This window comes from Limnohabitans sp. MMS-10A-192 (assembly GCF_003063335.1).
Classification (GTDB): Bacteria; Pseudomonadota; Gammaproteobacteria; order Burkholderiales; family Burkholderiaceae_C; genus Limnohabitans_A.
Genome location: NZ_NERX01000004.1, coordinates 75,842 through 90,954, shown reverse-complemented (window position 1 = coordinate 90,954; position 15,113 = coordinate 75,842). Strand labels below are relative to the sequence as shown.

Below are 15,113 nucleotides of genomic sequence, written 5' to 3'. Positions count from 1 at the left end.
CCCGAAACGAGGCTGAACAAACGAGCGCTTGGAAAATCAGATCTGAACGGGGGGTGCTCGGGCCTGTGCGGCCCACCACACCTGAAGGCCAAGAGGCTTGCCGCCCAAACCGGCCAGTGCGGCCTGCGGCAGGCTTTGCAGCAAGATCTGAACAGGCCAGACGGCCAGTGCACTCACGTGCCCCAGATGGTCCAGCACCTGACACAGCGCCGAGCCGATGGCATGGCCCTCACTGTCGTGTGCCAGCGAAGTGGCCGAATCCGAGACCTGTTCGGCCGCTGAGACCGCTTGCTGAACCTGGTGCGCAATGCCGTGCCACTGCCCCCAAATCGGCGCCCACAGCAAAGCCGCGACCAGCCAAAGGGGCAGGACAAATCGGCTGCGAAACAAGCGGTAAATCATGAGGGTGACGATCAACAATTCAAACAGCCTGAGCTGTCTGACTTGACGAGAGGGACGCTGATTTTATGCCCGAACCCATTGCGCAAAGGTCTGGCGGAACTTGGCCACCTTGGGCGCGGCCACGGCCATGCAATAGCCTTGGTAGGGGTTGCGCTCGAAGAAGTCCTGGTGGTAGTCCTCGGCCGCGCTGTAGTTGGCCAGCGGCTCGACCTCGGTCACGAGGGGTCGGCCAAAGGCTTGCGCCGCATTCAGCTCGGCGATCATGGCCAGAGCCACCTCGGCTTGCTCGGGCGTGGTGAAGTAAATGCCGCTGCGGTATTGCGTGCCCACATCGTTGCCTTGGCGGTTCAGCGTGGTCGGATCGTGGATGACAAAAAAGATTTCCAGTAGCTCGCGCGTGCTGATTTCCGTCGGGTCATACACCAGCTTGACCACCTCGTTGTGGCCGGTGCGGCCTGTGCAGACCTGCTCGTAAGTGGGCGCCAGCGTCTGTCCATTGCAGTAACCCGACTCGACGTCGCTCACGCCGCGCACCTTGACGTACACCGCCTCGGTGCACCAAAAGCAGCCGCCGCCCAAAACCAATGTTGCAGTCATGTTTTTTCCTTGATGGTTCAGCCTGGACCCCGGGTCTTCGCCCGGGGTGACAAACACGGTGGATGGTTCAGCTTGCACACCTGGCCTTCGCCCGGTGTGACCAACACGGTGGCAGGTCCTTCACGCGGCAAAACCCGATGGCCAGTCATCCCGGACTGGATCCGGGATCCACCTGTGACACGCCCACTACACCCTGCTGGGCAAATTATGAAACAAGGCTTTGCACACCGCCCTGCACCGCCTGCACAAAGTCCTTGAGCGACATCTGGTCGCGACCACTGCGCCACAGGCAACGCGTGTCGTAGCGCACATCGGCTTGGGCCAGCGGCACAAAGGCCACACCGGCCAGCGCCGACTTTTGCAGGGCCTGCGGCACCAGCGCCACGCCCAGGCCCTGCGACACCAGCGACACCACACTCAGCCAATGGCGCAACTCGTGCACCGCCGGGGGTAGCCAGCCGGCCTGCTCGCACTCGCTCAAGATGCGGGCGTGGTAGTCGGGCGACACCGTGCGCGAGACCACCACCAAGGACTCGCCTTGCAATTGGTCCAGGCCCACATGGCTCGCCCGCGCCAGCGGGTGCGACTGCGGCAGGCAAGCCACCAGCGGCTGGCTGACCACCAGCACTTGGTCAAAACCCGGCGGCACGCGGGGGGTGTGGACAAAGCCCACATCCAGCCGGTCGCGCACCAGCTCGGACAGTTGCTCGCTGGAGCTGAGCTCCAGCAGCACCAGCTTCAGGCGCGGGTGGCTGGCCTGAAAGCGCCCCAGCAACTGCGGCAGCCCGCAGTACAGCATGGTCCCGGCAAAGCCAATGTGCAGCTCGCCGGCCTGGCCTTCAGCCACTTCGCGTGCTTCGCGGGCGGCGTCGCTGGCCTGCGCCAGCAAGGCGCGGGCGGCCGGCACAAAGGCCTGCCCGGCGGCCGTGAGCTGCACGCCCCGGCTGTTGCGCGTGAAGAGCTGCGCGCCCACCGAGGCTTCGAGCTGCTGGATGTTGAGCGAGAGCGGCGGCTGCGAGATCGACAGGCGCTGCGCGGCCCGGCCGAAATGCAGTTCCTCGGCCAGGGCCAAAAAGTAACGCAGATGACGGAATTCCATGTATTAAAATTTTATATTGATGAATCCATAATCAATATTAGACAGCTATTCTTGCCACCCTGACAATCGAGCTCAGCACTTTTTTACGGAGACACACCATGGCCACCCACAAGAACAGCTTCAACTGGGAAGACCCCTTTGACCTGAGCGCCCAATTGACCGACGACGAGCGCCAAGTCAGCGAGGCCGCGCGCGCCTATTGCCAAGAGCGCCTGCTGCCCCGCGTCAAAGACGCTTTTTTGAATGAAACCACCGACCGCTCGATCTTCAATGAGATGGGCGAGCTGGGCCTTTTGGGCGCCACCATCCCCGAGCAGTACGGCGGCGCTGGCCTGAACTACGTCTGCTACGGCCTGGTCGCGCGCGAAGTCGAGCGCGTGGACTCGGGCTACCGCTCCATGATGAGCGTGCAGTCGTCATTGGTGATGGTGCCGATCAACGACTTCGGCACCGAAGCCCAAAAGCAAAAATACCTGCCCAAGCTGGCGCGTGGTGAGTGGGTCGGCTGCTTTGGCCTGACCGAACCCAACCACGGTTCCGACCCTGGCAGCATGATCACCCGCGCCAAGAAAGTGCCCGGCGGCTACAGCCTGTCCGGCGCCAAGATGTGGATCACCAACAGCCCGATCGCCGACGTCTTCGTGGTCTGGGCCAAGGACGATGGCGGCCAGATCCGCGGCTTCATTTTGGAAAAAGGCTGGAAGGGTTTGAGCGCCCCCGCCGTGCACGGCAAGGTCGGCCTGCGCGCCTCCATCACCGGCGAAATCGTCATGGACGAAGTCTTCTGCCCTGAAGAAAACGCCTTCCCCGAAGTGCGTGGCTTGAAAGGCCCCTTCACTTGCCTGAACAGCGCCCGCTACGGCATCGCCTGGGGCGCCTTGGGCGCTGCCGAAGACTGCTACGCCCGCGCACGCCAATACGTGATGGACCGCCAGCAGTTTGGCCGCCCCTTGGCTGCCAACCAGCTGATCCAGAAAAAACTGGCCGACATGCTGACCGAAATCAGCCTGGGCCTGCAGGGCTGCCTGCGCCTGGGCCGCATGAAGGACGAAGGCACCGCCTCGGTGGACCTGACCTCCATCCTCAAGCGCAACAGCTGCGGCAAGGCGCTGGACATCGCCCGCCTGGCCCGCGACATGATGGGCGGCAACGGCATCAGCGCCGAATACGGCGTGGCCCGCCACCTGGTCAACCTGGAAGTGGTCAACACCTACGAAGGCACGCACGACGTGCACGCCTTGATTTTGGGTCGGGCCATCACGGGCATCCCGGCGTTCTCCAACTAAGGTCTTCTTCGCGCCATCCAACGCAGGGGCTTCGGCCCCTGTTTCTTTACTTGCACTTCACCGTCATGTGTGCACCACCGGCTTGACGCGCACCAGGTCAGCCACTACATTACTAACCAGTCAGTCATTAGCCAACTGGTTTGTGTGAACACCGAAGCATCCGCCCCCCATAAACGCGAACGCCGCAAACAAGACCGCCCCGGAGAACTCCTGGAGGCGGCTTTGGATTTGTTCGTCGAAAAAGGCTTTGCCGCCACCCGCGTGGAAGAAGTGGCCGCCCGTGCGGGGGTGTCCAAAGGCACTTTGTTCTTGTACTTCCCCAGCAAGGAAGACCTGTTCAAAGCCGTGGTGCGCGAAAACGTGGTGGCCCCTGTGACGCAAGGCGCAGCCGAGGTGGCGCAGTTTCAAGGCCCCACGGGTGAATTGCTCGAATGGATGCTGCTCCAATGGTGGCACCGGTATGGCGCCACCAAGGCTTCCGGCATTTCCAAGTTGGTGATGAGCGAGGCGAGTAATTTTCCTGAATTGGCTTCTTTTTACCGGCAGGAAGTGATCGAGCCCGGACAGGCCCTGGTGCGCTTTGCGCTGCAAAGAGGCATTGATCGGGGCGAGCTGCGCCCCATGAACATCGAATTGGCGCTGCATTCCGTCATGGCGCCGCTGCTGTTTCTGGTCATGTGGAAACACTCGATGGGCCCATGCAGCCCGCAGACCGAGCAAATCAACCCTGAACAATTCATTTCCCAACACGCCCAGTTGCTGGTGCGTGGTTTGTCTACTTCTTGATCTGCCATGAAAAAATCAACAATTTGGATCTTGTCGGGTGTGGCCATCGCTGTGGTGGTGGCCGGAGGCGCCCGTTGGATTGGACAACGCAAAGCCGCCAACAGCCCCACTGCCACTGCCGTGAGCACGCCAGTGCTGGAGTTGGCCAGCGCCGATGTCTTCACCGTCAAAACCCAAGCCCTGGCCTTGGGCCTGCCGGTGTCCGGCGCACTCAAAGCCACGCAAAGCGCCTTCATCAAGGCCCGCGTGGCCGGTGAACTGGTGGCCTTGACCGTGCGCGAAGGCGATGCCGTGCAAGCGGGCCAAGTGGTGGCCCGCGTGGACCCCACCGAATACCAAGCACGCCAACGTCAGGCCCAGCAGCAAGCCGATTCGGCCAAAGCGCAGGTGGACATTGCCCAGCGCCAATACGACAACAACAAGGCCTTAGTGGACCAAGGCTTCATCTCGCAAACTGCGCTCATCACCTCGCAAGCCAGCCTGAACGGTGCGAAGGCCACTTACATGGCCGCCATGGCTGCGCTGGATGTGACCAACAAGGCGCTGGACGATGCCAACTTGAAAGCACCTTTTTCTGGCCAGATTGCCCAGCGCCTGGCACAAGCCGGTGAGCGCGTGGCCATCGATGCCCGCATCCTCGAGATCGTCAACCTCTCGCAGCTCGAACTCGAAGCCGCCTTGCCCGCCAACGATGCCGCCCAAGTGCGTGTGGGCATGAAGGCCCAACTGAACATCGAAGGCGTGGGCCAGCCGGTCGAGGCCCGTGTGTTGCGCATCAACCCCAGCGCCCAGGCGGGCAGCCGCAGCGTGTTGGTGTACTTGGGCGTGTCCTGGCGCGAGGGCTTGCGCCAGGGCCTGTTTGCCGAAGGCGCCTTGGGCACCCAGACCGTGCAGGCCATGGCCGTGCCGGTGAGCAGTGTGCGCACCGACAAGCCGCAGCCTTATGTGCAAGTGGTGGAGAACAAGGCCGTCAAGCATGTGCCCGTCAAAACCGGTGCGCGCACCGAAGTTCAAGGACTGGCCATGGTGGCCGTCGAAGGTTTGACCGAAGGCACGCAAGTGCTGGCGGCCAGTGCAGGGGCGGTGCGTGAAGGCGTGCAGCTCAAGTTCACGGCTGCGGCCCAGTAAAAGGCACTCAGCATGTGGTTCACCCGTGTCAGTCTGAAAAACCCCGTCTTCGCCACCATGGTCATGCTGGCCTTGGTGGTGTTGGGCTTGTTTGCCTACCAGCGCCTCAAAGTTGACCAGTTCCCCAACATCGACTTTCCGGTGGTGGTGATCAGCACCGAATACCCCGGCGCCTCACCCGAGATCGTGGAAAGCGAAGTCTCCAAAAAGATCGAGGAAGGCGTCAACGCGATCGCCGGCATCAACGCCCTGACCTCGCGCAGCTATGAAAACCAGTCGGTCGTCGTGATCGAGTTCCAGCTGCACATCGACGGCCGCAAAGCCGCCGAAGACGTGCGCGAGAAAGTCGCCTCGATTCGCCCCAACTTGCGCACCGAAGTCAAAGACCCCAAGGTGCTGCGCTTTGACCCCTCCAGCAAAGCCATCTGGTCGCTGGCCGTGGTGCCCGATAAAACCCAGACCCAAGTGCCCACCGCGGTGGAGATGACCAACTGGTCCGAGCAAGTGCTCAAAAAGCGCCTTGAAAACGTGCGCGGTGTGGGCTCGGTCACCTTGGTCGGCGGCACGCGCCGCGAGATCAACCTGTATTTGCAGCCCTTGGCCATGGAAGCGCTGGGCATCACCGCCGACCAAGTGGTGGCTGCGGTGCGCAATGAAAACCAGGACTTGCCGGTGGGCGCGATCCGCTCGCTGGAGCAAGAGCGCATGGTGCAAGTCGAGTCGCGCATGAAGCGACCCGAGGACTTTGGCCAGATCATCGTGGCCCGCAAAGGCGGCTCGCCTGTGCGCCTGTCGCAAGTGGCCCGTGTGCAAGATGGCGCCCAAGAAGTGGAATCGCTGGCCCTCTACAACGGCCAGCGCACCTTGCTCTTGTCGGTGCAAAAGTCGCAAGATGAAAACACCATCCAGGTGATCGACGGCCTGGTCAAAACCGTGGCCGAATTGCAGACCCAGCTGCCGCCCGGCTTGCGTCTGGAGCCCATCACCGACAGCTCACGCCCCATTCGTGTGGCGGTGGACAACGTGCGCCGCACCCTGATCGAAGGCGCCATCCTGACGGTGCTGATCGTGTTCCTGTTCCTGAACTCCTGGCGCTCCACCGTGATCACGGGCTTGACGCTGCCGATCTCGCTGATCGGCACCTTCATGTTCATGAACATGTTCGGCTTCACCATCAACATGATCACGCTGATGGCGCTGAGCCTGTGCGTGGGTCTCTTGATCGACGACGCCATCGTGGTGCGCGAAAACATCGTGCGCCATGTGCAGATGGGCAAGAACGCCTACGACGCCTCGATGCAAGGCACGCAGGAAATTGGCCTGGCGGTGCTGGCCACCACCTTGTCCATCGTGGCGGTGTTTTTGCCCATCGGCTTCATGGAAGGCATCATCGGCAAGTTCTTCCACGAGTTCGGCATCACCATCGTGGCGGCCGTGGGCATCTCGATGTTTGTGAGCTTCACACTCGACCCCATGCTCTCGAGCATCTGGCACGACCCCAGCATCGAAGAACACGGCAAGCACCACGCCCCCGTGACCTTGTATGACAAGACCATTGGCCGGGTGACCCACTGGTTTGAAACCGGTACCGACAAGCTGTCCGACGGCTACCAAAAGATCCTCGCTTGGTCGCTGGTGCACAAACGCAAGACCGTGTTGATGGCGATTGGCGTGTTCGTGACCAGCATCTTCATGGTGCCGCTCTTGGGCACCGAGTTCGTGCCCAAGGCCGACTTTTCCGAAACCTCGGTGAACTTCCAGACGCCCGTGGGCAGCTCCTTGGAAGCCACCGAAGCCAAAGCGCGCCAGGTCGAAAGCATCATCCGGGAGTTCCCCGAGGTGCGCTACACCGTGGCCACGCTCAACACCGGCAACGCGCTGGGCAAAAACAACGCCAGCATCTATGTGCGCCTGGTCAACCGCAAAGAGCGTTCGCGCAGCGTGGACCAAATGTCGGCCACCCTGCGTGAACGCTTGCAGCAAGTGCCTGGCATCACCGTCACGCATGCCGGTTTGCTCGACAGCGTCGGCGGCAACAAGCAAATCGAATTTTCCATCCAAGGCCCGGACCAGCGCGAACTGGAACGCCTGACCCTGCAGGCCATGGACAAGTTGCGCGCCATCCCTGGCTTGGTCGATCTGGACTCCAGCGTCAAAGCCAACAAACCCACCATCGGGGTGAGGGTGCTCACCACCTCAGCGTCTGATCTGGGTCTGGGCACGGCCCAACTGGCCGGACCGCTGCGCACCTTGGTGGCCGGGCAAACCGTGGGCAACTGGCGTGCCCCCGACGACCAAACCTACGATGTGAACGTGCGCCTGTCGCCCGATGCCCGCAACAATATGCAGGACCTGGAGCGCCTGCCCTTTGCGCTCAACGCGGCCGACGGCAGCACCCGCATCGTGCGCCTGGGCCAGGTGGCCAAGGTCAGCGAGAGCACCGGCTCCAACCAGATCAACCGCCGTGACCTGACCCGCGAGGTGGCCATCAACGCCAACGTGTACAACCGTGCGGCAGGCCAAGTCTCGGGCGACATCAAGACCGTCATGGAAGGCCTGAACTTGCCCCCGGGCTACCGCTTCCAGTTCGGCGGCTCCACCAAAAACATGGCCGAGTCCTTTGGCTACGCCCTGTCCGCCCTGGCGCTGGCCGTGATCTTCATCTACATGATCCTGGCCAGCCAGTTCAAGAGCTTTTTGCAACCCTTGGCCCTGATGACCGCCCTGCCCCTGACGCTGATCGGCGTGGTGCTGGCCCTGATGCTGTTCCGCTCGACCTTGTCGATGTTCTCCATCATCGGCGTGATCATGCTCATGGGCCTGGTCACCAAAAACGCGATCTTGCTGGTGGACTTTGCCATCCGCGCCCGCGAAGAAGGCATGGAGCGCAGCGAAGCCCTGCTGATGGCCGCCAAAGTGCGTTTGCGGCCCATCTTGATGACCACGCTGGCCATGATTTTCGGCATGGTGCCCTTGGCGTTTGCCATGACCGAGGGCTCCGAGCAGCGCGCCCCCATGGGCCAGGCTGTGATCGGTGGTGTGATCACCTCCTCTTTGTTGACCCTGGTGGTCGTACCGGTGGTGTATTGCTACATGGACGACCTGGCGCAGTGGCTGCGCCGCAAAGCCGGTCTGGCACCAGCCCGTCAGGGCGCGGTCGGATCAGCCCAGTAAAATCAAACCCATATTGGAAAACCCCTCAGGAGTAAAAAAATGGATCTGAACCAGGCCCGCTTCAACATGATCGAACAGCAAATCCGCCCTTGGGAAGTGCTGGACCCGCAAGTGCTGGACTTGTTGTCGGTGGTTCGCCGCGAAGACTTCGCCCCCCTGGCCCACAAGGCCCTGGCGTTTGTGGACATGGAAATCCCCCTGGGCGCCGCCGCCAACCAGGTCATGCTGGCCCCCCGCGTGCAAGCCCGACTGCTGCAAGAGCTGGCGCTGAAGAAGACCGACAAAGTGCTCGACATCGGCACCGGCTCCGGTTTCATGGCCGCCCTGATGGCCCACCAGGCCGCCAGCGTGCTGAGTCTGGAGACCGATGCCAGCCTGGCGGCGCAGGCCCAAGCCAATTTGCAAAAAGCTGGTGCGACCAACGTCAGCGTGCGCGTGGCCGATGGCAGCCAGGGTGCTGCCGCCGATGGTCCCTTCGACGCGATCTTGCTCAATGGCTCGGTGGCCCAGGTGCCCACAGCCTTGCTGCAACAACTCAAGGTGGGCGGCCGTCTGGTGGCCATCGTGGGCGACGAACCCATGATGCGCGCCACCGTGGTCACCCGCAGCAGCGACAGCAGTTTCACCACCACCGAGCCCTGGGACTGCAATGCCCCTCGCTTGAACGGTTTCACCGAACCTTCGCGCTTCGCATTCTGAACACCATGCAACAGATCACACCTGCACAACTGAACGACTGGGCCGCACAGCAATCGAGCCGCCCCGTGCTGCTGGACGTGCGGGAGGTCTGGGAACTGCAGACCGCCAGTGCCCGGCCCGACAGCCTGGACCTGGTGCACATGCCCATGCAGACCATCCCGGCGCGCCTGGACGAGTTGGACCGGTCACGCCCCATGGCTTGCCTATGCCACCACGGTGCGCGCAGCCAGCAGGTGGCCCACTTCCTGGCCCAACAAGGCTTTGAGGTGGTCAATGTGGCCGGTGGCATCCATGCCTGGTCACTGCAAGTAGACCCCAATGTGCCTGTGTATTGATGCCCGTTCATTGCGCTTCGCCTATTCACCGGATTTCAAGAAAGCCCCCCATGCAGCACCAACGCTCCAACCCCGCCTTGTTCAAGCGCCTGCCCTTGGCAGCGCTCCTGTCGTTGGCCTTTGCCTGCAACAGCCACGCACAAAGTCTGGTCGACATGTACGAGATGGCCAAGGGCTTTGACGCAGGGTACCAATCGGCAAAATCACAATTCTTGGCCAACCAGGCCAAAGCGGATCAAGGCAAGGCGGCTTTGTTGCCGACAATCGGCTTGAACATGGAAGCCAATCGCAGCGACCGTGAAATCACCTATACGCCAGCAGGCGGTGGCACCAGAATTCCCAATTATTACTATTCATCTCAAACTGCAGGCGTTAAAGCAACGCAGCCGTTGTATCGTCCAGCCAACCTGGCCTCTTACCGCCAAAGTCAAAAAAGCCTGGAACTGGCCGAAGCCAGTCTGAACCAAGCTGAACAAGACTTGATCGTTCGCACAACACAAGCGTACTTCGAGGTACTTGCCGCCCAACAAAATTTGACCTTTGTGCAAGCCCAAAAAGCAGCGGTGGCTGAGCAGCTGGCCAGCGCCAAACGCAACTTTGAAGTCGGCACATCCACCATCACCGATACACGAGAAGCTCAAGCACGTTATGACCTCGTCATCGCCCAGGAAATTGCTGCGGACAATGATCTGCGTGTCAAAAGTATCGCCTTGGAATTATTGGTCGGTAAACCAGGTCTCAAGCCACAGAGCATTCGGCCTGAAGCTGTTCTACCGTCTGTCGATGCACAAGGAGTCGATAGCTGGATGGCACAAAGCGATCAAGCTCATCCAGCCATACAAGCAGCTCGAACTAACTTGGACATTGCAAAGCTTGAAACTGAAAAGGCCACTGCAGGCCACAAACCAACTGTTGATTTGTCGCTCGAATATGGCCAGTTGAAAAATTTGGACGCCACAACACTTGGCCCTAATCCTGGATTTGACCAAAAAATCAATACAGGAAGCGCGAAGGTCACATTCACCTTGCCCCTTTTCAACGGTATGGCAACTCAAAATCGTGTCCGAGAGACTATTGCCCTTGAAGAAAAATCCAGAAACGATCTGGAAGGCGCTCAACGTCAAATCGCGCAAGCGACACGCACCGCCTATCTGGGCCTGCAGTCGGGTCTGGGTCAGGTCAAAGCCTTGCAGGCGGCAGAAGCCTCCAGCCAAGCGGCACTGGACGCCAACAAACTGGGTTACCAAGTGGGTGTGCGCATCAACATCGATGTGCTCAACAGCCAAAGCCAGCTGTACCAGACCAAGCGTGATCTGGCCAAAGCCCGCTATGACGTCCTGCTCGGCCAGCTCAAGCTGCGCCAAGCCAGCGGCACACTCAAGGCCGAAGACCTGCAAAGCATCAACGCCTTGTTGCAAAAATAAACAGCTGCCCTCAGCCCTCAGCCCTGTCAGCCCTCACCGGTTGGCAGGGCTGAACTGTTTTTGCGGCCCGCCGTGGCCACGCTTGGCTCGCCATGACAAATCCCGGTACTTGCATGGCGTGCTCTGCAGCTCAAAGCCTGGCGCCGACTGGGGGCCTCAGCAGGCCCATATTGGGATGAAGCCGCCGCGCTACCGAGCGTTCAGGGCCATGAGAATCGCTTGGGCGTAACGGTCAGCGGCCCCTCTGCCTTGCGCTACCATGTCCAAGCCCGCTTGTTGCGCCCGCGCCAGGGCAGCACGGTCATTCAACCAAGACAGCGCCTGATCCAGCGCACCGTCCATGTCGGCCACGCGCTGCGCAGCGCCTGCAGCCTGGGCCTGCTCAGAGGCCTCGGCAAAGTTGAAGGTGTGCGGGCCCATGATGATGGGGCAGCCAAAGGCCGCCGCTTCGATCAGGTTTTGGCCACCCAAGGGCATGAAGCTGCCGCCCAAAAGCGCCATGTCGGCGGCATGGAAATACTGCGGCATCTCGCCCAGGCTGTCGCCCAGCCAAATTTGCGCATCCGAGGCTTGAACAGGCCAAGGCCCATCGGCAGGCAAAGCGCTGCGGCGAAACACCGACCAGGCACGGTCCTGCACCAGTTGGTGCACTTCGTCAAAACGCTGCGGATGGCGCGGCACCACAAGCCACAACACGCCTGCATCGGCAAAAGCTTGCGCACGCCGTGGATTGGACGCGAGCGCGTTGAGCCACATGACCTCTTCGCCTTCGCGGGTGCTGGCCAGCATGAGCACCGGCCGCGCTTGCCCCTGGCGGGTCCATTGCGCGCGCCACTGCTGGGCACGCGCTTGGGCCAGAGGCTGCGGCTTGACATCAAATTTGAGGTTGCCCAAGACAGCGGTGACCTGGGCACCCAGAGCGCCCAGCCGCTGGGCATCCGCGGGGGACTGCGCCAGCACAGCATGCAAGCCCCGATAGGCTGGCCTGGACAGCCAAGACCAACGCTGGGCAGCGCGCAGTGACTTGTCATTCAAGCGCGCATTGACCAGCCACAGCGGGACCGCCTGTTGCTGGCAGGCTTGCACCAGCGCAGGCCAGACTTCGGTCTCCATCAACAAGCCGCAACGCGGGCGGTGGTGTTGCAAGAAGCGGCGCGTGGCCTCGGGCGTGTCCCACGGCAACCAGGCTTGTGCATCGCCCGGCTGCAGCAGGCTCTGGCCTTGCGCCCAACCAGTGGCGGTGCTGTGCGTCAGCAACAAGCGCATGCCCGGCAGACGTTGACGCAAAGCGTCGATCAACAAAGCCGCCGCACGCGTCTCGCCCAGCGACACGGCATGCACCCAGACACGACCGGCCTCGGGCGCTGGTGCGTCGTACAAGCCAAAGCGCTGGGGCACGTGCTGTAAATAACCCGGCTCTTGCAGGCCGCGCCGCTGCAGTTTGCGCCGCAGCAGCGGCTGCAAGCTGCGCATCAAAACGCCGTAGGCCGCCAGCGTCAAACGCTCCAGCCCACCGAGCTTTTCAGGCCGGGTCATGGGCATCCGCGCTCAAGCAGCCGCGAACAATTGCGCATAAACGCGGCCAATGCCTTCGGCTTCTTTGGCCAAAGAGAAATGCTCGACCACTCGCTGGCGCGCCGCCTGGCCCATGCGCAAGGCTTGCTCGCGGTCGCTCAAGACCTTGAGCACGGCTTGCGCCAAACCGGGCGCGTCGCCCGTGTCCACCATCTCGCCGGTCAGGCCGGGAATGGCCAGCTGGTCAAACGCACCGGTGCGTGAGCACACCAGCGCGCACTCGGTGGCCGCCGCCTCAAACGGCGTGAGGCCAAAAGGCTCGTAACGTGGGCATGCCACACACAGCAGACAGCGTTGGTACCAACGGTGCACTTCGCCAGCAGGCACTTCGCCCAAAAAAACGATGCGCTCGGCCAGGCCGGCAGCGGCAATTTTGGCTTTCAATGCGTCTTGATACGCCTGGTGCTTGGGCTGAGCCAAACCGGCAATCACCGCCGTGGCACCGGGCAAGTGCGGCAAGGCTTCGATCATGGCGTCCACAAACACATCGCTGCCTTTGTCGGGCCGCACACGGCCAAACACGCCAATGCCGTATTCACCGGGCAGGCCCGAATCTTTCCAGGCCGTGCGCTTGTCGGCCGGTGGCGAAAAGCGTGACAGGTCGATGCCGTGCGGCACCACCGCCGTGGTGTTGGGCACAAACGATGCGGCCAAGGGCGTGGTGGAGATGACCGCATCCATTTTGGAAATCAGCCAACGCGGAAACGCACCATGCAGATGTTGCGCCGCCGAAGTGAAGACCAACTTGATGGGCAAGCGCAGCACATCTCGGGCAAAAATCGCGGCCATCATTTCCGGGTCTCGGCGCACATGCCAGATGCGAAACGCTCTGCCTGCGGGCGGCTTACGCGAGAGCTTGATGGCCTCGCGCAGCGTCATGCCATCGATGCCGTTGGACATGCGGGTGCCGCAAAAGCCCAGGCGCCATTGGTGCGCCTGCAAGGGCACCAGCGCGTTGATGGTGGCCGACACGCCGGTGTAGCGCTCCTTGAGGTTGAAAACAATGACCTCGGGGTCTTGGCTGAGCACGGCGTTGGCGGGGTTCATCTGGGGCTTTCGGTCAAGCGTGGTTCAGTGGGCCGCAGCGCCAATCTGCGCATCGGGCTTGACCGAGCGCAGCAAGGCCAGCATGGCGGACTCGATGCGGTGCAGCGCCGCTTCGGTCTGGCCTTCAAAACGCAGCACCAGCACGGGCGTGGTGTTCGACGCCCGGATCAGGCCAAAGCCATCGGGCCAGTCCACACGCAGACCGTCGATGTCCGACACTTTGGCCGGTGCACTGAAGGTGCTGCCCGCCTTGGCTTGCAAGGCTTTCGTGACCGTGTGCGGCTCGCCCTCGGCGCAGGCCACGTTCAGCTCGGGGGTGCTGAAGCTGCTGGGCAGCGCGTTGAGCACCACGTTGGCATCGGGGCTCTTGCTCACGATCTCCAGCAAGCGGCAACCGGCATAGGTGCCATCGTCGAAACCGTACCAGCGCTCCTTGAAGAAGATGTGGCCACTCATCTCGCCACCCAAAGGGGCTTGACCGCCTGCGGCCTCAATCGCCTTCATCTGGGCCTTGATCAGCGAGTGGCCCGTTTTGTACATCAGCGCTTTGCCGCCTGCAGCTTCAATGGCCGGGGCCAGGCGCTGCGAGCACTTCACGTCAAACAAGATGGTGCCGCCCGGCACGCGGCTGAGCACGTCTTCGGCAAACAATTGCATCTGGCGGTCGGGGTAAATGTTGTTGCCGTCTTGGGTGACGATGCCCAGGCGGTCGCCGTCGCCATCAAAGGCCAAGCCCAGCTCGGCCCCGGTGGTCTTCAGGGCGTTCATCAGGTCTTGCAGGTTTTCGGGCTTGCTGGGGTCGGGGTGGTGGTTGGGGAACTCGCCATCGACCTCGCTGAACAGCTCGATCACCTCGCAACCCAGGGCGCGGAAGATGCCGGGGGCCGAAGCGCCCGCGATGCCGTTGCCCGAATCCACCACGATCTTCATGGGGCGCGCCAAGCGGATGTCCCCCACGATGCGCTGGGTGTAGTCGGCCAGCACGTCCAAATGCGACACGCCGCCACCGGCTTGGAGTTGCCAGGTTTCGGTTTCCATCATCTGACGCAGGGCCTGGATCTCATCGCCATAAATGGCGCGACCGGCCAGGACCATCTTGAAACCGTTGTAGTCCTTGGGGTTGTGGCTGCCGGTCACCTGGATGCCGCTTTGGCAAGCGGTGTTGGCCGCAAAGTACAACATGGGCGTGGTCGCCATGCCGATGTCGATCACCTGCACACCTGCAGCCACCAGACCGCGGATAAGCGCCGCCGACAAAGCCGGACCGCTCAAACGGCCATCGCGGCCCACGGCCACCGTGGTCTGCCCTTCGGCGAGTGCCACCGTGCCAAAGGCCTTACCCAGGCCTTCTGCGACCGCTTCGTTCAGCGTAGAAGGGACAACGCCGCGGATGTCATAGGCTTTGAAAATCGAAGGGGTGACTTGCATGGGACAGAGATCAAAAGACTTAAAGGAGCGCCCTTCCCGAGCGGGAAAGACCGACAAGCAGATTTTGCCTGCATTGTAGGCGGCGCCGGTTCGAAACCGACCCGAAACGCGGTGCCTGCCAACCGGCGTCCCA

13 protein-coding genes are annotated in these 15,113 nt (G+C 61.9%); 7 read left to right on the top strand and 6 right to left on the bottom strand.

What is annotated here, in order from left to right; genetic code table 11:
* Positions 1-36: 36 nt before the first annotated feature.
* The 3 genes from B9Z43_RS09625 to B9Z43_RS09615 all read right to left on the bottom strand — a co-directional run bounded on the left by B9Z43_RS09625 (position 37) and on the right by B9Z43_RS09615 (position 2,098).
* Positions 37-420 (bottom strand): DUF2946 family protein, encoded by a 384-nt coding sequence (locus B9Z43_RS09625; RefSeq protein WP_108324869.1) that lies wholly within the window; start codon positions 418-420, stop codon positions 37-39.
* Between the two features lie 45 nt (positions 421-465).
* The gene (gene msrA / locus B9Z43_RS09620; RefSeq protein ID WP_108325544.1) at positions 466-999 is read right to left on the bottom strand and encodes a peptide-methionine (S)-S-oxide reductase MsrA; all 534 of its coding nucleotides are present in this window, start codon (positions 997-999) and stop codon (positions 466-468) included.
* A gap of 205 nt (positions 1,000-1,204) precedes the next feature.
* On the bottom strand, positions 1,205-2,098 hold the full coding sequence (locus B9Z43_RS09615; RefSeq protein WP_108324867.1) for a LysR family transcriptional regulator: 894 nt from the start codon (positions 2,096-2,098) through the stop codon (positions 1,205-1,207).
* A 98-nt stretch (positions 2,099-2,196) separates the two neighbouring features.
* Here B9Z43_RS09615 and B9Z43_RS09610 point away from each other — a divergent pair, with 98 nt between their 5' ends.
* The 7 genes from B9Z43_RS09610 (at position 2,197) to B9Z43_RS09580 (ending at position 10,930) form a co-directional block, all read left to right on the top strand.
* Positions 2,197-3,384: an acyl-CoA dehydrogenase gene (locus B9Z43_RS09610; protein ID WP_108324865.1), complete on the top strand. Its 1,188-nt coding sequence runs from the start codon at positions 2,197-2,199 to the stop codon at positions 3,382-3,384.
* A 135-nt stretch (positions 3,385-3,519) separates the two neighbouring features.
* Positions 3,520-4,170: a TetR/AcrR family transcriptional regulator gene (locus B9Z43_RS09605; protein WP_199222297.1), complete on the top strand. Its 651-nt coding sequence runs from the start codon at positions 3,520-3,522 to the stop codon at positions 4,168-4,170.
* Between the two features lie 6 nt (positions 4,171-4,176).
* Positions 4,177-5,298 (top strand): efflux RND transporter periplasmic adaptor subunit, encoded by a 1,122-nt coding sequence (locus tag B9Z43_RS09600; protein ID WP_108324861.1) that lies wholly within the window; start codon positions 4,177-4,179, stop codon positions 5,296-5,298.
* 12 nt (positions 5,299-5,310) lie between these two features.
* Complete coding sequence (locus B9Z43_RS09595; protein ID WP_108324859.1) at positions 5,311-8,472, top strand: efflux RND transporter permease subunit; 3,162 nt, start codon at positions 5,311-5,313, stop codon at positions 8,470-8,472.
* A 39-nt stretch (positions 8,473-8,511) separates the two neighbouring features.
* Positions 8,512-9,171 (top strand): protein-L-isoaspartate O-methyltransferase, encoded by a 660-nt coding sequence (locus tag B9Z43_RS09590; RefSeq protein WP_108324857.1) that lies wholly within the window; start codon positions 8,512-8,514, stop codon positions 9,169-9,171.
* A 5-nt stretch (positions 9,172-9,176) separates the two neighbouring features.
* A complete protein-coding gene (locus B9Z43_RS09585) occupies positions 9,177-9,506 on the top strand; it encodes a rhodanese-like domain-containing protein (RefSeq protein WP_108324855.1) in 330 nt (109 codons plus the stop codon).
* A gap of 50 nt (positions 9,507-9,556) precedes the next feature.
* Positions 9,557-10,930, top strand: a complete 1,374-nt coding sequence (locus B9Z43_RS09580) for a TolC family outer membrane protein (protein WP_108324853.1) — start codon at positions 9,557-9,559, stop codon at positions 10,928-10,930.
* Positions 10,931-11,119: 189 nt separating this feature from the next.
* Here B9Z43_RS09580 and B9Z43_RS09575 read toward each other — a convergent pair whose 3' ends face one another.
* The 3 genes from B9Z43_RS09575 to B9Z43_RS09565 are packed head-to-tail and all read right to left on the bottom strand — an operon-like array spanning position 11,120 to position 14,980.
* Entirely contained in the window at positions 11,120-12,466 is a 1,347-nt protein-coding gene (locus tag B9Z43_RS09575) for a 3-deoxy-D-manno-octulosonic acid transferase (protein ID WP_108325542.1), read from the bottom strand.
* A 12-nt stretch (positions 12,467-12,478) separates the two neighbouring features.
* Entirely contained in the window at positions 12,479-13,552 is a 1,074-nt protein-coding gene (locus tag B9Z43_RS09570; RefSeq protein WP_108324851.1) for a glycosyltransferase family 4 protein, read from the bottom strand.
* Between the two features lie 24 nt (positions 13,553-13,576).
* Positions 13,577-14,980 (bottom strand): phosphomannomutase/phosphoglucomutase, encoded by a 1,404-nt coding sequence (locus tag B9Z43_RS09565; RefSeq protein ID WP_108324849.1) that lies wholly within the window; start codon positions 14,978-14,980, stop codon positions 13,577-13,579.
* Positions 14,981-15,113 lie beyond the last annotated feature (133 nt).

Bases quoted from the DNA above. Each gene is read 5' to 3' on its own strand.
- B9Z43_RS09590 (WP_108324857.1), top strand. From the start codon at position 8,512: ATGGATCTGAACCAGGCCCGCTTCAACATGATCGAACAGCAAATCCGC.
- msrA (WP_108325544.1), bottom strand. From the start codon at position 999: ATGACTGCAACATTGGTTTTGGGCGGCGGCTGCTTTTGGTGCACCGAG.
- B9Z43_RS09565 (WP_108324849.1), bottom strand. From the start codon at position 14,980: ATGCAAGTCACCCCTTCGATTTTCAAAGCCTATGACATCCGCGGCGTT.
- B9Z43_RS09580 (WP_108324853.1), top strand. From the start codon at position 9,557: ATGCAGCACCAACGCTCCAACCCCGCCTTGTTCAAGCGCCTGCCCTTG.
- B9Z43_RS09600 (WP_108324861.1), top strand. From the start codon at position 4,177: ATGAAAAAATCAACAATTTGGATCTTGTCGGGTGTGGCCATCGCTGTG.
- B9Z43_RS09575 (WP_108325542.1), bottom strand. From the start codon at position 12,466: ATGACCCGGCCTGAAAAGCTCGGTGGGCTGGAGCGTTTGACGCTGGCG.
- B9Z43_RS09570 (WP_108324851.1), bottom strand. From the start codon at position 13,552: ATGAACCCCGCCAACGCCGTGCTCAGCCAAGACCCCGAGGTCATTGTT.
- B9Z43_RS09585 (WP_108324855.1), top strand. From the start codon at position 9,177: ATGCAACAGATCACACCTGCACAACTGAACGACTGGGCCGCACAGCAA.
- B9Z43_RS09610 (WP_108324865.1), top strand. From the start codon at position 2,197: ATGGCCACCCACAAGAACAGCTTCAACTGGGAAGACCCCTTTGACCTG.
- B9Z43_RS09615 (WP_108324867.1), bottom strand. From the start codon at position 2,098: ATGGAATTCCGTCATCTGCGTTACTTTTTGGCCCTGGCCGAGGAACTG.
- B9Z43_RS09595 (WP_108324859.1), top strand. From the start codon at position 5,311: ATGTGGTTCACCCGTGTCAGTCTGAAAAACCCCGTCTTCGCCACCATG.